19 protein-coding genes are annotated in these 22,305 nt (G+C 61.2%); 11 read left to right on the top strand and 8 right to left on the bottom strand.

The features are described from left to right. The first annotated feature begins 79 nt into the window (after positions 1 to 79). Positions 80 to 670: an RNA polymerase sigma factor SigX gene (gene sigX / locus BLL36_RS00305; RefSeq protein ID WP_076949502.1), complete on the top strand. Its 591-nt coding sequence runs from the start codon at positions 80 to 82 to the stop codon at positions 668 to 670. Positions 671 to 777: 107 nt separating this feature from the next. Beyond that, a complete protein-coding gene (locus BLL36_RS00300; RefSeq protein WP_076949501.1) occupies positions 778 to 1,758 on the top strand; it encodes an OmpA family protein in 981 nt (326 codons plus the stop codon). A 331-nt stretch (positions 1,759 to 2,089) separates the two neighbouring features. On the opposite strand, the gene cobA is transcribed toward BLL36_RS00300, so the two are convergent. The 5 genes from cobA to BLL36_RS00275 all read right to left on the bottom strand — a co-directional run bounded on the left by cobA (position 2,090) and on the right by BLL36_RS00275 (position 7,801). Continuing rightward, positions 2,090 to 2,833 (bottom strand): uroporphyrinogen-III C-methyltransferase, encoded by a 744-nt coding sequence (gene cobA, locus BLL36_RS00295; RefSeq protein WP_076949500.1) that lies wholly within the window; start codon positions 2,831 to 2,833, stop codon positions 2,090 to 2,092. Positions 2,834 to 2,859: 26 nt separating this feature from the next. Further along, on the bottom strand, positions 2,860 to 4,530 hold the full coding sequence (locus tag BLL36_RS00290; RefSeq protein ID WP_076949499.1) for a bifunctional protein-serine/threonine kinase/phosphatase: 1,671 nt from the start codon (positions 4,528 to 4,530) through the stop codon (positions 2,860 to 2,862). After that, positions 4,530 to 5,741, bottom strand: coding sequence for a nitrate/nitrite transporter (locus BLL36_RS00285; RefSeq protein WP_076949498.1), 1,212 nt, complete (start codon positions 5,739 to 5,741; stop codon positions 4,530 to 4,532). The genes BLL36_RS00290 and BLL36_RS00285 overlap by 1 nt, the downstream gene beginning before the upstream one ends. Before the next feature lie 244 nt (positions 5,742 to 5,985). After that, entirely contained in the window at positions 5,986 to 6,561 is a 576-nt protein-coding gene (locus tag BLL36_RS00280) for an ANTAR domain-containing response regulator (RefSeq protein ID WP_076949497.1), read from the bottom strand. 13 nt (positions 6,562 to 6,574) lie between these two features. Then, positions 6,575 to 7,801 carry a CmpA/NrtA family ABC transporter substrate-binding protein gene (locus BLL36_RS00275; RefSeq protein ID WP_076949496.1) on the bottom strand — a complete coding sequence of 409 codons (1,227 nt, stop codon included), beginning with the start codon at positions 7,799 to 7,801 and terminating at the stop codon, positions 6,575 to 6,577. A gap of 273 nt (positions 7,802 to 8,074) precedes the next feature. On the opposite strand from BLL36_RS00275, the gene sctC reads away from it, so the two are divergent. From sctC to BLL36_RS00250, 5 genes are all read left to right on the top strand, one after another. Further along, complete coding sequence (gene sctC, locus BLL36_RS00270) at positions 8,075 to 9,514, top strand: type III secretion system outer membrane ring subunit SctC (protein ID WP_076949983.1); 1,440 nt, start codon at positions 8,075 to 8,077, stop codon at positions 9,512 to 9,514. 15 nt (positions 9,515 to 9,529) lie between these two features. Next, positions 9,530 to 9,754: a FliM/FliN family flagellar motor switch protein gene (locus tag BLL36_RS00265; protein WP_076949495.1), complete on the top strand. Its 225-nt coding sequence runs from the start codon at positions 9,530 to 9,532 to the stop codon at positions 9,752 to 9,754. Between the two features lie 155 nt (positions 9,755 to 9,909). Next, positions 9,910 to 10,314 carry a winged helix-turn-helix domain-containing protein gene (locus BLL36_RS00260; protein ID WP_083735250.1) on the top strand — a complete coding sequence of 135 codons (405 nt, stop codon included), beginning with the start codon at positions 9,910 to 9,912 and terminating at the stop codon, positions 10,312 to 10,314. Positions 10,315 to 10,336: 22 nt separating this feature from the next. Then, positions 10,337 to 10,768 (top strand): transglycosylase SLT domain-containing protein, encoded by a 432-nt coding sequence (locus BLL36_RS00255; protein ID WP_165448119.1) that lies wholly within the window; start codon positions 10,337 to 10,339, stop codon positions 10,766 to 10,768. Positions 10,769 to 10,854: 86 nt separating this feature from the next. Continuing rightward, positions 10,855 to 11,874 (top strand): quinone-dependent dihydroorotate dehydrogenase, encoded by a 1,020-nt coding sequence (locus BLL36_RS00250; protein ID WP_076949492.1) that lies wholly within the window; start codon positions 10,855 to 10,857, stop codon positions 11,872 to 11,874. 146 nt (positions 11,875 to 12,020) lie between these two features. Here BLL36_RS00250 and rmf read toward each other — a convergent pair whose 3' ends face one another. Further along, positions 12,021 to 12,236: a ribosome modulation factor gene (gene rmf / locus BLL36_RS00245; protein WP_074702867.1), complete on the bottom strand. Its 216-nt coding sequence runs from the start codon at positions 12,234 to 12,236 to the stop codon at positions 12,021 to 12,023. Between the two features lie 542 nt (positions 12,237 to 12,778). On the opposite strand from rmf, the gene rlmKL reads away from it, so the two are divergent. Together rlmKL and BLL36_RS00230 are read left to right on the top strand one after the other, a co-directional pair. After that, positions 12,779 to 15,043 (top strand): bifunctional 23S rRNA (guanine(2069)-N(7))-methyltransferase RlmK/23S rRNA (guanine(2445)-N(2))-methyltransferase RlmL, encoded by a 2,265-nt coding sequence (rlmKL, locus tag BLL36_RS00235; protein ID WP_076949491.1) that lies wholly within the window; start codon positions 12,779 to 12,781, stop codon positions 15,041 to 15,043. 203 nt (positions 15,044 to 15,246) lie between these two features. Further along, positions 15,247 to 17,673 (top strand): sensor domain-containing diguanylate cyclase, encoded by a 2,427-nt coding sequence (locus BLL36_RS00230; RefSeq protein ID WP_076949490.1) that lies wholly within the window; start codon positions 15,247 to 15,249, stop codon positions 17,671 to 17,673. A 345-nt stretch (positions 17,674 to 18,018) separates the two neighbouring features. Here BLL36_RS00230 and dacB read toward each other — a convergent pair whose 3' ends face one another. After that, positions 18,019 to 19,479: a D-alanyl-D-alanine carboxypeptidase/D-alanyl-D-alanine endopeptidase gene (gene dacB, locus BLL36_RS00225; RefSeq protein ID WP_076949489.1), complete on the bottom strand. Its 1,461-nt coding sequence runs from the start codon at positions 19,477 to 19,479 to the stop codon at positions 18,019 to 18,021. A 238-nt stretch (positions 19,480 to 19,717) separates the two neighbouring features. Between dacB and BLL36_RS00220 the strand changes: the two genes are divergently transcribed. After that, entirely contained in the window at positions 19,718 to 20,062 is a 345-nt protein-coding gene (locus BLL36_RS00220; RefSeq protein WP_010208515.1) for a YggL family protein, read from the top strand. Between the two features lie 40 nt (positions 20,063 to 20,102). On the opposite strand, the gene BLL36_RS00215 is transcribed toward BLL36_RS00220, so the two are convergent. Then, the gene (locus BLL36_RS00215) at positions 20,103 to 21,293 is read right to left on the bottom strand and encodes a benzoate/H(+) symporter BenE family transporter (RefSeq protein ID WP_076949488.1); all 1,191 of its coding nucleotides are present in this window, start codon (positions 21,291 to 21,293) and stop codon (positions 20,103 to 20,105) included. A 246-nt stretch (positions 21,294 to 21,539) separates the two neighbouring features. Between BLL36_RS00215 and BLL36_RS00210 the strand changes: the two genes are divergently transcribed. Then, positions 21,540 to 22,304, top strand: a complete 765-nt coding sequence (locus BLL36_RS00210) for a GntR family transcriptional regulator (protein WP_076949487.1) — start codon at positions 21,540 to 21,542, stop codon at positions 22,302 to 22,304. The last annotated feature ends 1 nt before the right edge of the window (position 22,305 follow it).

Below are 22,305 nucleotides of genomic sequence, written 5' to 3'. Positions count from 1 at the left end.
ACCCTGCTAATGTACGCCGCCGCGAGCCCGGCTGACCGGGCTGTGGCGGACATTGACCTGACTGTCGGCACGACTTGTTTTGAATAAAGCCCAAACGCTGTCCACGCGCTATGACCCCCGTGAACTCTCTGATGAGGAGTTGGTCGCGCGCGCACACACGGAGCTGTTTCACGTCACTCGCGCGTATGAAGAATTGATGCGCAGGTATCAACGCACTCTGTTCAACGTTTGTTCAAGGTATTTAGGGAACGATAGAGATGCGGACGATGTCTGTCAGGAAGTGATGCTCAAGGTGTTGTACGGCCTGAAGAACTTCGAGGGCAAATCGAAGTTCAAGACCTGGCTCTACAGCATCACGTACAACGAGTGCATCACGCAGTATCGCAAGGAACGGCGAAAGCGTCGCTTGATGGACGCTTTGAGTCTGGACCCCCTTGAGGAGGCGTCTGAAGAAAAGGCGCCGGCACCCGAGGACAAGGGCGGGCTTGATCGCTGGCTGGTGTATGTGAACCCGATTGACCGCGAGATTCTGGTGCTACGATTTGTCGCAGAGCTGGAATTTCAGGAAATCGCTGACATCATGCACATGGGTTTGAGTGCTACAAAAATGCGTTACAAGCGTGCTCTAGATAAATTACGTGAGAAATTTGCGGGCGAGACTGAAACTTAGTGCGTGGCAAATATCTCTTACGTGTAGGCAAGTTCTGTTAGACTTGTCGCCGAGTTGTCCCCCGGTTTGTGGGACTGCTTTACAATCACCAGATGGGGATTTAACGGATGAAACTGAAAAACACCTTGGGCTTGGCCATTGGTTCTCTTATTGCCGCTACTTCTTTCGGCGTTCTGGCACAAGGCCAAGGCGCAGTTGAAGGCGAGCTGTTCTACAAGAAGCAGTACAACGATAGCGTCAAGCACATCGAAGACGGCTTCAATCCTGGCGCTCGCATCGGTTACTTCCTGACCGACGACCTGTCCTTGAACCTGTCCTACGACAAAACCAACCACACCCGTTCGAACGACGGTACTGGTAACCAGAAGATCAAAGGCGATACCGGCAGCCTCGTTGCCCAGTATCACTTCGGTCAAGCTGGCGTAGACAGCCTGCGTCCATACGTAGAAGGCGGTTTCGGTCACCAGAGCCGTACCAACGTTATTGCTGACGGCCACAGCGGTCGCGATCAGACCACTTTCGCTACCGTCGGTACTGGCGTGAAGTACTACTTCACCAACAACCTGTACGCTCGTGCCGGTGTTGAAGCTGACTACGGTCTGGACAACGGCAAGTGGGACTACTCCGCACTGGTCGGCCTGGGCGTGAACTTCGGCGGTAACGCTGGCGCAGCTGCTCCAGCTCCTACCCCAGCACCAGCTCCAGAGCCAACTCCAGAGCCAGAAGCTCCAGTTGCTCAGGTTGTACGTGTTGAGCTGGACGTTAAGTTCGACTTCGACAAGGCCGTTGTTAAGCCTAACAGCTACGGCGACGTGAAAAACCTGGCCGACTTCATGGCTCAGTACCCAGCTACCAACGTAGAAGTTGCTGGTCACACTGACTCCGTAGGTCCAGACGCTTACAACCAGAAGCTGTCCCAGCGTCGTGCTGACGCTGTCAAGCAAGTCCTGGTTAAAGACGGCGTTGCTCCAAGCCGTGTAACCGCAGTAGGTTACGGCGAATCCCGCCCAGTTGCTGACAACGCAACTGAAGCTGGTCGTGCTGTTAACCGTCGCGTAGAAGCGTCGGTTGAAGCTCAAGCTCAGTAATTACTGAGTAGTAGAAAAAAGCCCGGCTCAGGCCGGGCTTTTTTTCGCCTGGGATTTGCCTCAAGGTGCATGCATTGATTGGTGTGTGGCATTGCGCCGATCGGCTTATCTGCGGGCGCTGGCTTGCCTGCGATGCAGGAGCATTTGTAGTGAGCGGGCTTGTCGAATCGTCGCACCGCCCGCGCTGGGTGGCGAAGCCGCCCCAAACCAGGCGACTCGGTTTTATCTGGAACTCGGCGGTGTCTTTACTGGGGCGGCTTCGCCACCCAGCGCGGGCGGTGCGACGATTCGACAAGCCCGCTCACTACAGAGTTGTGTAGATATCTGTGCCTCAGGCACTGACGGCTTGCGCCAGGCAGGCGACCTGTCCAGGCGCGGCGACGCGACCGATCACCAGGATGGCCGGGCTCTTCAAGGCAAACGCCTGCGCATCTTCGTACAGGCGCGACAGCTCGCTACGGCATTCCCTCTGCTGCGGCAAAGACGCATTTTCGATCATCGCCACCGGCATGTCCGCCGCCATCCCGCCGTCCAGCAATTGCTGGCGAATTTCCTCCAGTTTCGCCACCCCCATGTACACCACCAGGGTCGTCCCGCCCTCTGCAAGCGCGCGCCAGTTGAGGCTGCTGTCGTCCTGGGTATGCGCCGTGACCAGCGTCACGCCACGACTTACCCCGCGCAGGGTCAGCGGCACAGCGCAATTGGTAGCCCCCGCCAGCCCGGCGGTAATCCCGTTGACCAACTCCACCTCGACGCCCCGTTCGCGCAACCACATCGCCTCTTCGCCACCACGCCCGAAAATGCACGGGTCACCGCCTTTGAGGCGCGCCACGCACTTGCCCTGGCGCGCATAACGCAGCATCAAGCGGTGGATAAAATCCTGCGGGGTCGAGCGACAGCCGCCGCGTTTACCCACGGTGATCACCCGCGCTTCAACGCAGTGTTCCAGCACTGCCGGGTTGACCAGGTCGTCGATCAGCACCACGTCGGCTTCGCGCAGGGCGCGTACAGCCTTGAGGGTCAGCAGCTCCGGGTCGCCAGGACCTGCACCTACCAGCCAGACTTTTGCGTTCATGGGTTTTTCCTCGTCCAGGGATGACGTCAGCTGTGAAAAAGTAAGTACAACAGCGCCAGGTTGATCAGCATCGAGATCAACCCCAGCGCGCGCCAGACCTTCAGGGGTTCACGCTCCAATAGCGGTCTGGGGCGCACGCTCAGCTCCTGCCGGTCAGCCTGTTCAAGCACAAGCAGCCATTCTTCGGCGGTCTCATAGCGATGCCCAGGCTGTGCGGCCACGGCGCGCTCCAGGCTGAGCGGCAGCCAGTCCGGCAGATCGGGGCGATAACGGCTGGCGCTGACAGGTTGGGTGAACCTCGGCCGTTGGAAAGCCTCGATTTCACCGTAGGGGTAATGCCCTGTCAGCAGGTAATACAAGGTAACGCCGACGCTATATAGATCCTGCTGGGCTGTAGGACGGTCGCCATTGAACGCCTCGGGTGCGATAAAACTCGGCGTGCCTGGCAGTTCATGATCGCGGTCCTGCGACAAGCCTGGGCAGTACGCCAGGCCGAAATCCAGCACCCGCAATTCGCCATCGTCGCCCAGCAACAGGTTTTCCGGCTTGATATCGCGGTGCAGGATCTGCCGCCGATGCAGCATGCCCACCGCCCTTAGCAAGCGTTCGGCCACCGACTGCCATTGCGCCAGGGACAACGGACCTCCACGCTCGAACAGTTCGGCCAGGGTCTGGCCGGCGTACTCACGCATCACGTAGTACAAATGCTGGCGACCGCTGCCGACATGCACTTCAGGAAACGCCCGCCCGGCAACCCGGCGTAGAAACCATTCCTCCGACAGCAACGCCTGGCCGGCTTCGCGGTCGTCGTCGTGGCTCAACGGCAGGGTTTTCAGCAGCCAGGATTGTTGCTGGGCGTCGCGCACCCGATACAGTAACGACTGTCGGCTTTGCGCCAGAACGCTTTCCACCTGCCAGCCTTCAAAGTGTTGCCCGGCTTTGAGCAGCGGTGGCAACGGCCATTGTTGCAGCTGCACCAAGGCATCGCCGAGCGTGGCGGCGCCAAGCGTGTCGACGCGTATGAGCAGGGCGCTGGCATTGTCCTGGCTGCCGGCCAGGTGTGCGGCGCTTACCAGCGTGTTGACCGCCAGCGCCAAGTCCGTTTGTTCGCGCAAAATCCCACGGATGCTGTGGTCGCCAAGGGTGGCCCACACACCGTCACTGAGCAGCAGGAAACATTCGCCTTCGCGTAATTGGCCATCCAGAAAATCCACCACCAGGTGCTGATCCAGGCCGAGTGCGCGCTTGAGCACATGCTGCATGCCCGGTTGCTCCCACACGTGGTCTTCACTGATGCGCTGCAATTGGTCATCGAACCAGCGATAGGCGCGGCAATCGCCGACATGCGCCAGGGTAAAACGCTGGCCGCGAAACACCAGCGCGCTAAGGGTGGTGAGCAAGGGTTGGCCCCCACCGTTGGCCTGCAGCCAGCGATTTTGTGCCAGCAGCAAACGTTCCAGGGCCTGGGCCACGCCCCAGGTTTGCGGCGTGGCGTAGTAATCCAGGGCCAGGGCCTGCAAGGTCGAGCGCGCAGCCAGGCCACCGTCGGCGCACTGGCTCACGCCGTCCGCCATGGCGCACAGGTAACCTTTGCTTGCCGCCAGTTCGGCCACGGGTGTGACGACCCGCAGCGCGTCCTGGTTTTCCGTGCGCGGGCCGATGGCGCTGGCCTGGGCGACGCTCAGTTGCAGGCTCATCAGACCCGCGCAGCCGTCACGGCAGCCGAGCCCCAGGTGGTTCTCCAGCGGCGCTTCACGCCATGCAGGCCGAACCAGGCCAGCACACAAAGGCTGGCAAACAGCCAGAGCGCCATTTGATAGCTGCCGGTGCTTTGCTTGATCGCCCCCATGCCCGCCGCCAGGGCGAAGCCGCCAATACCGCCGGCCATGCCGATCAGGCCGGTCATCACGCCAATTTCGCGACGGAAACGCTGGGGCACCAGTTGGAATACCGCGCCATTGCCGGCACCCAGGCCGAGCATGGTGCAGACGAACAAGGCCAGCGCGGCGTATGAACTCGGCAGGTTGAAACCCACCGCAGCAATGCAGATCGCTGCCACGCTGTACATGCCCAGCAACGTACGGATCCCGCCGAAGCGGTCTGCCAGCGCGCCGCCCAAGGGACGCATCAGGCTGCCGCCGAACACACAGGCGGCAGTGTAGTAGCCGGCGGTCACCGGGCTCAGGCCGTACTGGTCGTTGAAGTAACCGGGCAGGGCGCTTGCCAGGCCGATGAAGCCGCCGAAGGTCACGCTGTAGAAGAGCATGAACCACCAGCTGTCACGGTCGCCCAAGGCTTTGAAATAGTCGGCCATGGATTTGGCTTTTGGCCGTTCAGGGGCATTGCGCGCCAGCCAGGCAAACACGATCAGGGTCAGCACCAGCGGGATCAGCGCAAAGCCGAACACGTTGCTCCAACCGAATGCGGCCGCCAATACAGGCGCCAGCAACGCGGCAAACACGGTGCCGGAGTTCCCCGCGCCGGCGATGCCCATCGCCTTGCCCTGGTGTTCGGCCGGGTACCACTGGGATGCCAGCGGCAGCGCGACGGCGAACGATGCGCCGGCCATGCCGAGGAACAGGCCCAGCAGCAAGGCTTGCTCGTAAGTGTGAATCCCCAGTTTCCAGGCGCCGAACAGCGCGCAAATCACGATCACCTGGCCGATCAGCCCAGCGGTCTTGGGCGACAGCTTGTCGGCCAGCATGCCCATCAGGAAGCGCAATATCGCACCGGCGAGGATAGGCGTCGCCACCATCAACCCGCGCTGCTGGGTGGTCAGGTGCAGATCGGCGGCGATTTGTATCGCCAGCGGGCCCAGCAGGTACCAGACCATGAAGCTCAGGTCGAAATACAGGAACGCGGCAAACAGGGTCGGGGTGTGCCCGGATTTCCAGAAGCTTGATTTCATCACGCACCTCAACGGTTGGGGTCTTGTAAGAAGGCCGGGGGGCCCCACTGACTGGGGCCAAAACGAAAAAACGCCGCCACCGGGTTCGCGAGGGCAAACCGGGTGTGCGACGTCTTTGTCGTGGAGGGGCAACCGCCGTTGGCTACCTGTGATGTTTACTTAGCAAAAGCTGAGCCAATAAGGTGGAGGGCGCGACGCGGAGCGTCCCAGGCGGCATTCCCACGCGGGAGCGTGGGAACGATCATCAGCCAAGCAATTCGCTCATGGCGATAATCTGCTCCGCCACCTGAATCAGTTTCTGCTGGCGGCTCATGGCCTGGCGGCGCATCAGGGTGTAGGCCTCTTCTTCATTGCAGGCTTTCATTTTCATCAACATGCCCTTGGCCAGCTCGATGCGCTTGCGCTCGGCCAGTTGCTGGTCTCGGGCCTGAAGCTGGGCGCGCAAGGCCTGGTCGCTTTCGAAGCGGGCCATGGCCACATCCAGGATCGGTTGCAGGCGCTGGGCCTGGATGCCTTCGACGATGTAGGCGCTGACCCCGGATTTGATCGCCTGGCGCATCACGTCCGGGTCGTGCTCATCGGTGAACATCACGATGGGCCGGGGTTGGTCGCGGCTGACCAGGACCACTTGCTCCATCACATCGCGCCCCGGTGACTCGGTATCGATCAGGATCACGTCCGGGCGCACCGTTTCGACGCGTGCGGGCAGGTCAATGATCAAGCCGGACTCATCGATCACCTCAAAGCCCGCCTCGACCAGTGCCGTGCGCAGGCGCCCGACCTTGCGCGGGGTGTCATTGATCAGCAGGATTCGCAGCATGGAGGTCCTCCTGTCAGCGCCAGGCTTGGCGGTGAGTGGTATCGGCCAGGGCGTGCAGGCGGAAGCTTCGGGCATAACCGGCAGGGTCGCAACCGTCCCAGGTCTTGCCGTCGATCAACTGGCTGCTGCGCATGTCCTGGTTTATGGCCGGGATACCCAGCGCGTCGGCTGCCTGGCGATACAACGCCAATTGCTGCACCTGACGCGCGACGCCGAGGTAGTCCGGGTCTTCGCGCAAGAGGCCCCAGCGCCGAAACTGGGTCATGAACCACATGCCGTCGGACAGGTAGGGCAGGTTCACCTCGCCACCGGCGAAAAAACGCAGGGCGTGGGGGTCCTGCCACTGGTTGCCCAGGCCGTCGTCGTAGGCGCCCAGCAGGCGCGGCTCGATGCAGTCGAGCGGGGCGTCGAGGTACTCGCGGCCACTGAGCAACTGTGCTGTGGAGCGGCGGTTTTCGCGGCTTTGCTCGATAAACCGACTGGCTTCCAGGATGGCCATCACCAGTATCCGCGCGGTGTTGGGATACTGCTCCACGAACGCCTGGGTGCAGCCGAGTACCTTCTCCGGATGGTTCGGCCAGATCGCCTGGGTCGTCGCCAAGGTAAACCCCTGGTTTTGCCGCACCGCGCTGGCGCTCCAGGGTTCACCGACGCAAAACCCGTCGATGCGCCCGGCTTGCAGGTGCGCAACCATTTGCGGCGGCGGGACCACTACGCTGTCCACATCCTGCAACGGGTGGATGCCTTGGCTTGCCAGCCAGTAATACAGCCACATGGCGTGGGTGCCTGTGGGAAAGGTTTGAGCGAAGGTCAGTTTTGTTCGGCTTTGGTGCACGTGGCGGTCCAGTGCCTCAGGAGTGATCACCCCTTGTTGCTGCAGACCGTGCGACAGGTTGATGCTCTGGCCGTTCTGGTTGAGCCCCATCAGTACAGCCATGTCGATGGGCGCGACGCCGCCGATGCCCAGGTGCACGGCATAGATCAGCCCGTACAGGCTGTGGGCGGCATCCAGTTCACCACTGACCAGTTTGTCGCGCAGGTTGGCCCAGGACGACTGGCGCTTGAGGTTCAAGGTCAGGCCATGGGGTTGCGCGAAGCCCTGGGTGGCGGCCACGACCAGCGAGGCGCAGTCGCTCAAGGCCATGAAGCCAAGGTCCAGGCTGCTCTTTTCCGGGGCATCACTGCCGTTGACCCAAGCCAGCGGGTCGTTCATCGGGCTGTTGCCAACCGAATCGTTCATCAACACCTACCTTTTCTTTCAAAAAAAAGCGTCGTTCCCTCAGATGGCGCTGTAGGCCAATGCGGGTAACGACGCCTTTGTCCGTAGCCCGCTCCGCCGTTGGTGCGTGCTCTGATACAGAGTTCATAGCAAGGCACATGCCACGGGTGGCAAGGCCTGAATGGCCGTCAACTTTCCATCAAGATTGAAACCGGGCGGCCTTTCAGTATGGCCGCACTCTTACTGCCCGACCGCCCAGGAAACCCCACGGTGTACGCCGACTTCCTTGCAACGATGCCCTGCCTCTGGCTGTGCCGCCGGCTTTTTCTTGCTGCGCTGTTTGCCGCGCTGGTATCGGGGAGTGCGCTTGCCTGGGGCGAGCTTTACCTGGCACAGGACGAAAGCCTGCACACCGTGTTTACCGCACTCTCGGAACCCCTGGGGTTGGCTATCGTTGTGAGCCGCGAAGTGGCCCGCAAGCGACTCAGCGTTGCGCTCGACTTCGATGCCCCGCAACAGGCCCTGGAGACGCTCGCTATGCAACAGGGGTTGATCTGGTACAGCGACGGTCAAGCGCTCTATGTGTATGACGCGAGCGAGGCGAAAAGCTCAGCGGTGACATTGCGGCATATAACCGTCGACAGGCTGCGCGCGCTCATGCGCCGCTCGGGCCTGGATGAGTCACGCTATCCGCTGCGTGAAAGCGGCGGACGCACATTCTATGTGTCTGGCCCACCCAACTATGTCGACCAGGTGCTGCGCCTGGCCCAGTTGATGGACCGCCAACGGGCCGAATTACGGATAGGGGCGCAGGCTTTCGGCGTGGTCCAGGTGCTCAACACCGACGTGACGGACCGCCAGTACGGCACAAGCGACAGCCCGGTTACCGTTCCGGGGATGGCCTCGATGATCGAGACCCTGCTGGCCAATGAACATAAGGGGTTGCTGGCCGACAAAAGCCTTGGCGTGATCGCCTACCCGGATAGCAACAGTCTGCTGATCAAGGGCAAGCCGGCGCAGGTGAGCTTCCTACAGAAACTGGTGGCGGAACTCGACCTGCCCAAGCGTGCGATCGAGGTCTCGTTGTGGCTGGTGGATGTAGAACGCGACGAACTGAAAAAACTGGGCCTGAACGAGGATGGGGACGTGCAGATGACGGCCACGCGAGTCCTGGCCCCGCTGGATGACAGCCACCTGATGGCCAGGATCGGCGCATTGGAGCGTCGTCGACGCGCGAGGGTGACGACCTTGCCGGTAATCCTCACGCAGGAAAATGTGCCGGCGGTTTTCCAGGATAGCCACACGTTCTATCTGCCACCGCCCGGAGGCGACCAGGCTGACTGGAAACCGCTGCGTTATGGCACCCAGGTCAGCGTACTGCCGCGTTTTGTCGAGGCCAACCAGGTCGAGATGCGCCTTGAGGTTGAAGAAGGCCGCCAGATAACCGAGGCGGGGCGTCGCGAAAAAAGCGCGGCGGTGGGGCGAGTGGGCATCAACAGCGTGGTGCGTGTACCGCAAGGCAGGCGCCTATGGCTGGGCGCGTTTCCACGGGAGCCTGAAGGACGGGGGGCTGGACGTCCGGCTCAGGTGCGTCTGTTTGTGATCCAGGCCAGGGCGGTGGGCAGCGAATTGAAGGGACAGGACCAGGACGCAGGGCCGCCACCCTTGACGGCTGCGCAATACGAGCGAGTGCAACGTGCGTTTGTACGTCCGGAACACGATCTCCCACCGTAAACAAGGCGTTAACCCATGCATCTGGAAATTCTTCTACAGGAACAACTGATCAGCCGCAGGCGCCTGGCAGCCTTTGCGCCCGGAAAGGTGTTGCCGTTGACGCCACAGATAATCCATTGCGTGGAAGTTCGGGTGAACGGGCAATTACTGGCCTTGGGCGAACTGGTGCAGTTGGAGGACCGGCTGGGGGTTGAGTTACATGAGGTGTATCAGGCGTGGCTGCCTGGGGGAGGTGAATAGCGAAACGTCTTACGGCGTGGCTCCGCAAGCCGCCGCATGTATGGGTTTTTTCCTAACGTGAGCCGTGCGGCAGTTTTTTATAGTGGTGACGTGGGCACATAAGCCAGTGATGGAAACGAGGACTTCAATGTCAGTAGTCGGATGCCGAGGTAATGATGGCCGTCATGGATGATGGAGGGACGACGACTTCCCTGGTTTTTGGACGCTGGACCCTGCATGACCACGGCCGCCTGACGGGCGAGGGTTCGGACGTCCAGCTACCGCCCAAGGAGTGGCAGGTGTTGCGTCTGCTGCTGGTTTCCGGTGGGGCGTTGATGACCAAGGATCGCTTGCTGGAGCTTGCCTGGCCACAGGGGGAGGTCGCCGAAGAATCACTGACGCGCTGTATCTACTCGTTGCGCAAGTACCTTGGCGTCGACAAGGGATTTATCAAGACGATCTACGGCCAGGGGTACCGCTTCACATGCACGGTCAATACAGTCGTCCATGCCTCCGGCCTCCGGGAATATGTGTGTTCGGTCTGCGGGCAAGTCAGCCAGGGCTCAGTGAACTGTGGCTAGGTTCTGGAGCAAGGGCCTGGTGATGAGTGTGCTGTTGGCCAGTAACCAGGCGCTGGCCTATTGCTGGGAGAGCGCCGCGAGTCGCTTCGACATCGAGCCTGAGTTGCTGCAAGCGATTGCCGCCGTGGAGTCGGGTTTTCAGGCGCAAGCGATGAATCACGCCAACCGTAACGGCACCCACGACATCGGTCTGATGCAGATCAACAGCATTCACCTGCCACGCCTGATCAAGCAAGGCATCACCGAGGAACGGTTGATCAACGAGCCATGCCTGTCGGTTGAGGTGGCTGCTTCGATTCTCGCCGAGTTCATCCAGCGCTTCGGCTATAACTGGACAGCGGTAGGTTCCTACAACGTGGGGACGGGCGCCGGGCCCGAGCGTGAGGAACTGCGCATGCAATATGCGCAGAAAATCTGGGCGGTTTATGAGCAGTTGGTTGCGCATCGCTACTGACGATTGAGGTTCACGCCTCGCGCGCTCCCGGTCACCCCGGCTATAATCGCCGCCACCTTTCGCCGCCATCCGAGTCTAGCCTGCCCATGTATACCTTGGCCCGCCAGCTGTTGTTCAAACTCTCCCCGGAAACCTCACACGATCTGTCCCTGGACCTGATCGGCGCGGGTGGCCGCCTGGGGCTCAATGGCCTGGTATGCAAGGCGCCGGCGAAAATGCCGGTGTCCGTCATGGGACTCGACTTCCCCAACCCGGTTGGCCTGGCGGCCGGCCTGGACAAGAACGGGGCAGCCATCGACGGTTTTGCACAGCTGGGATTCGGTTTTGTCGAAATCGGCACCGTGACCCCGCGGCCACAACCGGGCAACCCCAAGCCGCGCATCTTCCGTCTGCCCGAAGCCTGGGCGATCATCAACCGCATGGGCTTCAATAACCTGGGGGTTGATCATTTGTTATCGCGGGTCCAGGCAGCGAAATACAAGGGCATCCTGGGCATCAATATCGGCAAGAACTTCGACACGCCGGTTGAGCGTGCGGTGGATGACTACCTGATCTGCCTGGACAAGGTCTATGCCCATGCCAGCTACGTCACCGTCAACGTCAGCTCGCCCAATACGCCGGGCCTGCGCAGCCTGCAGTTCGGCGATTCCCTCAAGCAACTGCTCGAAGCCTTGCGCCAGCGTCAGGAAGACTTGGCGGTGCGCCATGGCAAACGCGTGCCCTTGGCGATCAAGATTGCCCCGGACATGAGCGACGAAGAAACCGTGCTGGTCGCCCAGGCCCTGATGGATTCGGGAATGGATGCGGTGATCGCCACCAACACCACGCTCAGCCGCGTGGGTGTCGAAGGCCTGGCCCATGGTGACGAGGCGGGCGGTCTGTCGGGTGCGCCGGTGCGCGAGCAAAGCACCCATATCGTCAAGGTGCTGGCGGCCGAGTTGGCCGGGCGTTTGCCAATCATCGCCGTGGGCGGCATCACCGAAGGCAAGCATGCGGCGGAAAAAATCGCCGCCGGCGCCAGCCTGGTGCAGTTGTATTCCGGCTTTATCTACAAGGGGCCGGCGCTGATTCGCCAGTCGGTGGATGCGATCGCTGCCTTGCGCTGATGCTCCCACAAAGGGCTCTTTTGCTCCAGCCAATAAAAAGGGCTCCTTGAAGGAGCCCCTGGGCCGAAGCCCGCCGCCCGGATGGGGCGTGCATGGTAAGTCGTTACATATTCAAAGGTGGTGATGTCGGAATTGATTGCCCTTGATTAGCCGACGGCGCGAAGTTCGTTGAGTCTGTGGATTCCCGCAGTGCCAGTCATACCGTCCCAGTTGTCGCCGCGTCCTTCTCGCCAGCCGTTGATCCAGGCTTGGCGTACCGACGGTAGAGTAAATGGGCAAAGCTCACGGGATTTGCCATGAACGCCATATTGATATCCGCGTAAAAATGCTCTTTCCAACGGATCACGCTTAAGTCTTCTCATAGGGTGTTTCCCTCACTTGTTGACTGTCTTGATATCCTTCGGCCCCGTGTGGGGCCGGGCAGAGTTTTTCTGCCGTTGGTGGGCTCGCTGCCGGCGTGGCGAGCCTATGTGTCGACACCGTAACGGCGCCGACCTGTGTTGAGTTCTAACCAATAGGTCACATGGATTCAATGATCGTTTTGTCATAAGCACGTAACGATAATGATGCTATGGCCATAAGCCGGGATGGCGTTGAACCCCCTTTATCTGGCAAAGCCAGCTATGATGCAGCCTGCACAGCGGTTGGGTTTAATCCTTTGGTGAGAATGCCCGCCCGTTGCAGTCGGTTATTATTCGACGAAGGGTCGCAATATTTCTTTTTGTTGCGGGTTTAGTTGTTAAAAGTTCTTTCTGCCCCGTCAATAAAGGCCCAAGTGCCTGGCGGACGGGGTGGGACGGCACATTCGTGCCACGCGAGCACTCTTCAAGAAAAGTGCTTGATTGAAAACCGAGCCGGCGATGCGTCGCCCGTTCATTTATTGCTGAAAAGCCTGGAATGCCCCATGTCGGACCGTTTTGAACTCTTCCTCACTTGCCCCAAGGGCCTTGAAGGCCTGCTGATCGAGGAAGCCGTCGGGCTTGGCCTTGAGGAAGCCCGCGAGCACACCTCGGCCGTGCGCGGCATGGCCGACATGGAAACCGCCTACCGCCTGTGCCTCTGGTCGCGCCTGGCCAACCGCGTGCTGTTGGTGCTCAAGCGCTTCCCGATGAAGGACGCCGAAGACCTCTACCACGGCGTACTGGATATCGAATGGGCCGACCACATGGTCAGCGACGGCAGCCTGGCGGTTGAATTCAGCGGCCACGGCTCGGGCATCGACAACACCCACTTCGGCGCGCTGAAGGTCAAGGATGCGATTGTCGACAAGCTGCGCACCCCGACCGGCGAACGCCCCTCCATCGACAAGATCAACCCGGACCTGCGCATTCACCTGCGCCTGGACCGTGGCGAAGCCATCCTGTCCCTCGACCTCTCCGGCCACAGCCTGCACCAGCGCGGTTACCGCCTGCAGCAGGGCGCGGCGCCGCTGAAGGAAAACCTCGCCGCCGCGATCCTGATCCGTGCCGGCTGGCCGCGTATTGCCGCTGAGGGCGGCGCGCTGAGCGACCCGATGTGTGGCGTGGGCACCTTCCTGGTCGAAGGCGCGATGATCGCCGCCGACATGGCGCCCAACCTGAACCGCGAACTGTGGGGTTTCACCACTTGGCTCGGTCACGTCCCGGCCCTGTGGAAGAAACTGCACGCCGAAGCCACCGAACGCGCCGCCATTGGCATGAACAAGCCGCCGCTGTGGGTTCGCGGCTACGAAGCCGATCCCCGCCTGATCCAGCCCGCGCGCAACAACATCGAGCGCGCCGGCCTGAGCCATTGGATCAAGGTGTACCAGGGCGAAGTCGGCACCTTCGAGCCGCGCCCGGACCAGAACCAGAAAGGCCTGGTCATCTGCAACCCGCCGTACGGCGAGCGCCTGGGTGACGAAGCCAGCCTGTTGTACCTCTACCAGAACCTCGGTGAGCGTCTGCGCCAGGCGTGCATGGGCTGGGAAGCGGCGGTGTTCACCGGCGCGCCGGACCTGGGCAAGCGCATGGGCATCCGCAGCCACAAGCAGTATTCGTTCTGGAACGGCGCGTTGCCGTGCAAGTTGCTGCTGATCAAGGTCAACCCGGATCAGTTCGTCACCGGCGAGCGCCGCACCCCGGAGCAGCGCCAGGCCGAACGCGAGCAAGCCGCTTACGATCAGGCGCCGGCCGAGCCGCAGGAACGCCAGTACAACAAGAACGGCAACCCGATCAAACCCGCTCCAGCCCCGGTGGTCGAGCAGGCGCGCCTGAGTGAAGGCGGGCAGATGTTCGCCAACCGCCTGCAGAAGAACCTCAAGTTGCTGGGCAAATGGGCCAAGCGTGAAGGCGTGGATTGCTACCGCGTGTACGACGCCGACATGCCGGAATACTCGATGGCCATCGACCTGTACCACGACTGGGTCCACGTGCAGGAATACGTCGCGCCCAAGTCCATTGACCCGGAAAAAGCCTCCGCACGCATGTTCGATGCCCTGGCAGCGATTCCCCAGGCCTTGAACATCGACAAGAGCCGCGTGGTGGTCAAGCGTCGCGAGCGTCAGAGCGGCACCAAGCAGTACGAGCGCCAGAGCGCCCAGGGCAAGTTCACCGAAGTCAGCGAAGGCGGCGTCAAGCTGCTGGTCAACCTCACCGATTACCTGGACACCGGCCTGTTCCTCGACCACCGGCCGATGCGCATGCGTATCCAGAAAGAAGCGGCCGGCAAGCGCTTCCTCAACCTGTATTGCTACACCGCCACGGCCAGCGTGCACGCGGCCAAGGGCGGCGCGCGCAGCACCACCAGCGTCGACTTGTCCAAGACCTACCTGGACTGGGCGCGTCGCAACTTCTCTCTCAACGGTTTCTCCGACAAGAACCGCCTGGAGCAGGGTGACGTGATGGCCTGGCTGGAGGCCAGCCGCGATGAATTCGACATGATTTTCATCGACCCGCCGACCTTCTCCAACTCCAAGCGCATGGAAGGCATCTTCGACGTACAACGCGACCACGTGCAACTGCTCGACCTGGCCATGGCGCGCCTGGCACCGGGTGGCGTGCTGTACTTCTCGAACAACTTCCGCAAGTTCGCGCTGGAGGACAACCTCAGCGAACGCTATGCGGTCGAGGAAATCAGCGACAAGACCATTGACCCGGATTTCGCGCGTAACGCGAAGATCCATCGGGCGTGGAAAATCATGGCTCGCTGATTACCGCACCTTGTAGGAGCGAGCTTGCTCGCGAAAACCCCGAGAGCGCCGCGTTTATCCCGAAGAAACGTGGCGCTCCTGAGTTTTCGCGAGCAAGCTCGCTCCTACAGTAGTTTTGCGCTGGTCAAACCTTGGGTCGATGGCTATAACTTAAGGCCTGGCCAAAGTGACACCCCCGCAGGCTGGCGTCTTGAGTGTTGCCTATGCCGTTACAAGCTGTTCGCCCGAAGATCCTAGGCTTTATCAGTGAGCAGGCGTCGGCTTGGCTGGTGGCATTGGTGGTGTTGCTGGCCGGTTTCGCGTTGACGGCGATCGTTGCCTGGGCGGCCACCGACCTCTATCAGCAACAGGTGCGTCAACGTTTCCAACTGCTGGTCAATGAGCGCTATACCCGCCTGCAGGAACGCTTCGAAGACCAGGAACAGCGGCTGAACAGCCTGCGGCGTTTTTTCGTCAATTCCGATGAAGTGTCCCGCGAGGAATTCGACGGGTTCGCCGAGCCCTTGTTGTTACGCGCCCGCGCTTACTCGTGGGCACCTCGGGTGTACCGCGGGCAGCGCAGCCAGTTTGAACGGCAGGTGTCCATCCAGCGCGGCACGCCCTTTGTTATCCGCGAGTTGAATTCGGCAGGTCAACTGGTCCCGGCGCTCGAGCGCGATGAATATGTCCCGGTGGTGTACACCCAGACCCAAAGCCTGCTGGGCACACCGCTCGGCTTTGACCTGCTGGCCCAGCCGCTGCGACGTTCGGTCCTTGAACGTGCGCGCGCAACCGGCGAGCTGGCGGTGTCTCAGCCCATGCAATTGGTCGGGGTGGAGCCGGCCTATGCCGCCGGGGTTTTACTGGTCGCGCCGGTGAGCCACGCGCCCACGCCCGAACACTCCCGGAGCGAGCCCTACGGTTACGTAATGGCGGTGATCAGCATGCGCCAACTGGTGGCCGAAGGGCTGCCCAAGCCGGATCGGGATAACCTGGTCATGCAACTGATCGATACCTCCGACGTGCAAAAGCGTGTGCTGTTCGAGTCCGGTACGGTCGCGTCCGACCATGATCTGGTCGGCGCGCGCCGCCTGACCTTGGGCGACCATGTGTACGCCCTTAACTTGCGCCCGAGCCAAGTGTTCGACCAGGCTAACCATTCCTCGCTGAGCACCATCCTGACCATGGGCGGCCTGCTCAGCCTGCTGCTCGCCGCCTTGCTCTATGTGCTTGTGAGTCAACGCCAGCGCGCGTTGAAGCTGGTGGAGCAGCGTACCGCGCAACTGCGTCTGCGCGAGCAGGAATTGCGTGGCGCCCATGGTCAATTGCGTAGCGTGCTCAACGCGGCCACCCAGGTCGCCATCATTGCCACCGACTTGCGCGGTGTCATCAACACGTTCAACGCCGGCGCCGAACAGATGCTGGGCTTCAAGGCCGAGCAAGTGGTGGGCGCCCACACCCTGGAAAGCCTGCACCTGGCGTCGGAACTGGAAGCACGCTCCACCAGCTTGAGTGTAGCCTTGGGCAAGCGGATTCCCGCCAGCCAGGCGATGCTGGTGGAAAGCCCGGACAACCTGCACGAAGCCCGCGAATGGAGCCTGATCCGCCAGGACGGCAGCCAGCTGACCGTGAACATGCTGGCCACGGTATTGCTCGACGACCATGGGTTGTGGGTCGGCCATCTGGCGATCTACCTGGACATTACCGAGCAAAAGCGTGCCTACGAGGCCTTGGCTGCCAGGGACCGCTTGCTCAAAAAGCTCAGCGCCCATGTGCCCGGCGGCATCTCCCAGTTCACCCTGGAGCCCAGGGACAACTGGAAGTTCATCTATGCCAGCGACGGCATGCGTGACATTTATGAAATCGATCCCGGCGTATTGCAGCAGGATGCGAAGAAGGTTTTCGAGCGTATTCATCCGCTGGATGCGGATCGGGTGCGTGCGTCGATCCGCTTGTCGGCGCTGCAGTTGAGCCACTGGCGCGAAGAGTACCGGGTGCTGTTGCCGCAACGGGGCCTGCGCTGGATTCGCGGCGAAGCGACTCCGGAAGAGTTACCCACTGGCGGTACGTTGTGGCATGGCTATGTGTCGGATATTTCCGATCTCAAGCGGGTGGAAGAAGAGCTGCGCGCGCTCTCCATCACCGACTCCCTGACCGGGATTCACAATCGCCGCTATTTCCAGGATCGGCTCAAGATCGAAATGGTCAGGCTCAACCGCACGTCGGGGGCCTTGTCGGTGATCATGCTGGATATCGATCACTTCAAGCGCATCAACGACAGGCATGGGCATGCCGTCGGCGATGGGGTCCTGCAGGAATTGTGCAAACGCATCAGCCAGCGCCTGCGCCGCAGCGATGTGTTCTGCCGCCTGGGCGGCGAGGAATTCATGGTGCTGTGCCCGCAAACTGATGGCGCGCAGGCCTACATTCTGGCGATGGAATTGTGGTCGTCGCTGCGCAATGCACCGATGGAGCCGGTCGGCATTGTTACCGCCAGCTTTGGCGTGGCCAGCCGGCGAGTGGACGAAGGTGTCGATGGGTTGCTGCTGCGCGCCGACTCAGCGGTGTACGTGGCCAAGCAGGCGGGCAGGGACCGGGTTGAAATCTGTGGGAGCGGGCTCGCCCGCGATGACGGTCCGCCCGCCCATTGATTGGCTGCTGATACTCCGCCTTCGCGGGCAAGCCCGCTCCCACAGTTTTTTCGGTGCCAGGCACGGGACTGGCGAACACCATCAATCCCCTGTGGGAGCTGGCTTGCCTGCGAAAGCGGTGTGTCAGTCACAAGATTTATCCACTGACGCACCGCCTTCGCGAGCAAGCCCGCTCCCACAGTTTTTTCGGTGCCAGGCACCGGACTGGCGAACACCATCAATCCCTGTGGGAGCTGGCTTGCCTGCGAAAGCGGTGTGACAGTCACCAGAGCTATTCACTGGCGCACCGTCTTCGAGGGCAAGCCCGCTCCCACACAAGCCCACTCGTGCAGGGGTGAAGACCTTTCAGAGCACCGGCGCAACCGCCGCCAACTTCGGCTGGCGATACAGGTCCAGCAGCACCTGATCCAGCACCGACGAAGCGCCCCATGGCTTCGGATCGTTGAGGATCGCCACCACCGCCCAGGTGTTGCCGTTGTTGTCGCGACTGAACCCGGCGATGGCGCGCACGGTGTTCAAGGTACCGGTCTTGACGTGGGCTTCGCCGCGCATGGCGGTGGTTTTCAGGCGTTTGCGCATGGTGCCGTCGGTGCCGGCGATCGGCATCGAGCTGATATATTCGGCGGCGTAGGGGCTATGCCAGGCGGCTTGCAGCATCGCGGCCATCTCGCGGGCGCTGACGCGTTCGGCGCGTGACAAGCCCGAGCCGTTCTCCATCACCAAATGCGGCGCGGTGATGCCTTTCTTCGCCAGCCACTGGCGCACCACGCGTTGCGCCGCCTTGGCATCGTCGCCGTCGGCATCGTTGCGAAACTGCGCGCCCAGGCTCAGGAACAGCTGCTGGGCCATGGTGTTGTTACTGTATTTGTTGATGTCGCGGATGATCTCCGCCAGGTCCGGCGAGAACGCCCGGGCCAGCACCTTCGCATCTTTTGGCACAGGCGCCTGCAGGTTACGGCCCTGGATGGTACCGCCCAGCTCCTGCCAGATCGCCCGGACCGCACCGGCGGTATAGGTGGCATGGTCCAGCAACGACAGGTAGGTCTGCGAACTGCAGCCTTCGGCCAATTGGCCACTGACCGTTACCGTCACGCTGCCATCGGCGGCAGTGACCGGGTTGTAGCGCACGTCACCGGTGCACTGCTTGGCGTTGGAGACCTTGACCTGGTTGTCGATGCGGATGCTGGCAATCGGCGGCTCAACCGACACCAACACCCGGCCCGAATCATTGCGGGTCACGAAACGCAGGGCCTTGAGGTTGACCAGCAGCGCGTCCGGCTTGACCAGGAACGGCTTGTTCTCGTCGTTGCCATCGTCATTGAATTCGGGCAGTTGCGGTTGCATGAAGAAGCCACGGTCGAGCACCAGGTCGCCGGTGACTTGCTGCACACCGTTGGCCCGCAGGTCGCGCATCAGCAGCCAGAGTTTTTCCATGTTCAGCTTGGGGTCGCCGCCGCCCTTGAGGTACAGGTTGCCGTGCAACACGCCACCGCTGAGGGTGCCGTCGGTGTAGAACTCGGTTTTCCACTGGTGGTTGGGGCCGAGCATTTCCAGCGCCGCGTAGGTGGTGACCAGCTTCATGGTGGACGCCGGGTTCACCGAGACGTCGGCATTGAATACGGTAGGCGTACCCGGGCCGTTCAACGGGATCATCACCAGGGACAGCGCAGTGTTTTGCAGTTTGGCTTTAGTGAGTGCCTGCTGCACATTCGGCGGCAAGGTGGTATTGACGGGGGCAGCGGTGGCGGAAAAGGCCAAGGGCAGAATAAGACCGGCGAAAAATACGGAACGCAAAGATTTGATCATAAGAGGTAAAACCCTACTGCTGAGGAGGGTGAAAAAAGTGAGGGGTAAAGAAGAAAAATCCCTCAATGGTCATGAAAGTGTCGGCATTATGCCCCAAGGTGGCGCCACTTGTAGCTGAACCATAGCGGGTAATCGGCGTTTTTTTTACCGGCATGGTGCCGCCTGTCCCAGAGAGTCGGGCAATCGCCGTCTTAAACTGCTAAAGTGCCGCCCGTTATTACTTATGAGGATTGTTCCAATGGCGACTAACCGTTCCCAGCGTCTGCGCAAAAAACTGTGCGTTGATGAATTTCAAGAGCTGGGTTTCGAACTGAACCTGGACTTCAAAGAAGGCCTGAGTGAAGAAGCTATCGACGCTTTCCTCGAAGCATTCATCAAAGAAGCCATGGAAGCCAACGGCCTGGGCTACGTCGGCGGCGATGACTACGGTCTGGTTTGCCTGCAGAAGCGTGGCTCGGTCTCCGAAGAGCAGCGCGCGGCTGTTGAAGCCTGGCTGAAAACCCGTTCCGAGCTGACCAAGGCTGAAGTCAGCCCGTTGCTGGACGTGTGGTATCCGGAAAAGCCGATCAACGCGGCCAAGTGATACTGAAAAAAACGGCGACCTGAACAGGGTCGCCGTTTTTTTATGCCTTGCGTCCATTCAGAATCAGCAGCGTCAACACCCCCGCCACAATCCCCCAGAACGCCGACCCGATGGAAAACAGCGTCAAGCCAGACGCGGTGACCATGAAGGTGATCAGCGCCGCTTCCCGTTCCTTCGGTTCATTCATGGCGATGCTCAGGCCATTGATGATCGAGCCAAACAGCGCCAGGGCTGCAATCGACAGCACCAGTTCCTTGGGCAAGGCTGCGAACAAGGCCGCCAATGTCGCGCCGAATACCCCGGCAATCCCGTAGAACACCCCGCACCACACGGCGGCGGTGTAGCGCTTGTTGCGGTCCTCATGGGCATGGGGCCCGGTGCAGATCGCCGCGCTGATCGCGGCCAGGTTGATCCCGTGGGAGCCAAACGGCGACAGCACCAGCGACGCCAGGCCGGTGGCGGTGATCAGGGGCGAGGCGGGCACGCTGTAGCCGTCGGCCCGCAGGACCGCGACGCCGGGCATGTTCTGCGAGGTCATCGCCACGACAAACAACGGAATGCCGATGCTGATGGTTGCCGCCAACGAGAAATGCGGCGTGGTCCAGACCGGCGTCGCCACTTCCAGGTGAAAACCGCTGAAGTCCAGCAGCCCCATCAACCCGGACAGTGCGGTGCCGATCACCAGCGCAGCCAGCACCGCATAACGCGGCGACAACCGTTTGATGATCAGGTAGGTGAAGAACATGCCCAGCACCAGGCCGGTACGGTGTTGCGCGGCGACGAAGATCTCGCTGCCGATCTTGAACAGGATCCCGGCGAGCAAGGCGGCGGCCAGTGATGCGGGGATGCGCTTGACGAGTTTTTCAAAGCTGCCGGTCAACCCGCAAATCGTCACCAGCACCGCACAGGTGATGTAGGCCCCGATGGCCTCGCCATAACTCACACCGCCAAGGCTGGTGATCAGCAGCGCTGCGCCCGGCGTCGACCAGGCAATGGTAATCGGCGTGCGATAGCGCAGGGACAAGCCAATGCTGCACACCGCCATGCCAATGGACAGGGCCCAGATCCACGAAGAAATCTGCGCCGTGGTCAACCCCGCCGCCTGGCCTGCCTGGAACATCAGCACCAGGGAGCTGGTGTAGCCGGTCATCATGGCGATAAAACCGGCGACGACGGCCGCAAACGAAGTATCGGCCAGCGGACGTAAAGGCGCTTGGGGGGAATCGGTCATGCAGAGGTGTTCCTTTTTACCTGGGTGTTAGCCGGTGACGGCGCGGATTCAAGCCTAAACTCAAACCTGACGACTCATTGCAATACAGCCGTCGGCTCAAACAGCCGTACAGTGTGTTGGCGCATGCGGTTGTGTACAATGTGCCGTGTTTTCAGGTGATACTTGCCAGCGACCCGCTGTTGCCGTATTACCGTAAAGTCACTGTATTACCGTTAATTCGCCGCCGTTCTCCAAACCCGAGTGCCCATGAACGAACAGTTGCAACCTCTCAAGAAACAACCGCGAGCCGGCAAGGCCGCTCGCAGCGGAACCCAGGACGATATCGTCTACGCGCATATCTTCGAGGCGATTCTCGAACAACGCCTGGCGCCCGGTACCAAATTGAGTGAAGAGGCGCTGGGCGAAATTTTCGGCGTCAGCCGCACCATCATTCGCCGCGCGCTGTCGCGCCTGGCCCATGAAGGTGTGGTGCTGCTGCGGCCCAATCGCGGCGCGGTGGTGGCCAGCCCGAGTGTCGAGGAAGCACGCCAAGTGTTCCTTGCGCGGCGTCTGGTGGAGCGGGCGATTACCGAGCTGGCGGTGCAACATGCGACGGCCGAGCAACTGGCCGAACTGCGCCAGATGGTCAACGACGAACGCGACAGTTTTTCCCGTGGCGATCGCGGTGCCGGCATCCGCCTCTCCGGCGAATTCCACCTCAAGCTGGCCGAAGCGGCAAAGAACGCGCCGCTGATCAGCTTCCAGCGCAGCCTGGTGTCCCAGACCTCATTGATCATCGCCCAGTACGAAAGCGGCAACCGCTCGCACTGTTCCTACGATGAACACACCCAGTTGATCGATGCGATCGAAGCGCGGGACGCGACTCTGGCGGTGAATTTGATGATGCATCACATGGATCATATCGACAGCAAGCTCAACCTCGATGAAGAGAGCGCGTCGGACGATTTGCATGCGGTGTTCTCACATTTGTTGCAGACCAAGAAGCCAGGGCGCTCCTCCGTCAAGTTGTAAA

It is taken from the genome of Pseudomonas cedrina subsp. cedrina (genome assembly GCF_001983175.1).
Lineage (GTDB): Bacteria > Pseudomonadota > Gammaproteobacteria > Pseudomonadales > Pseudomonadaceae > Aquipseudomonas > Aquipseudomonas cedrina.
Note: the sequence above shows the minus strand (reverse complement) of the source record. Positions and strands in the feature narration are given on the sequence as shown.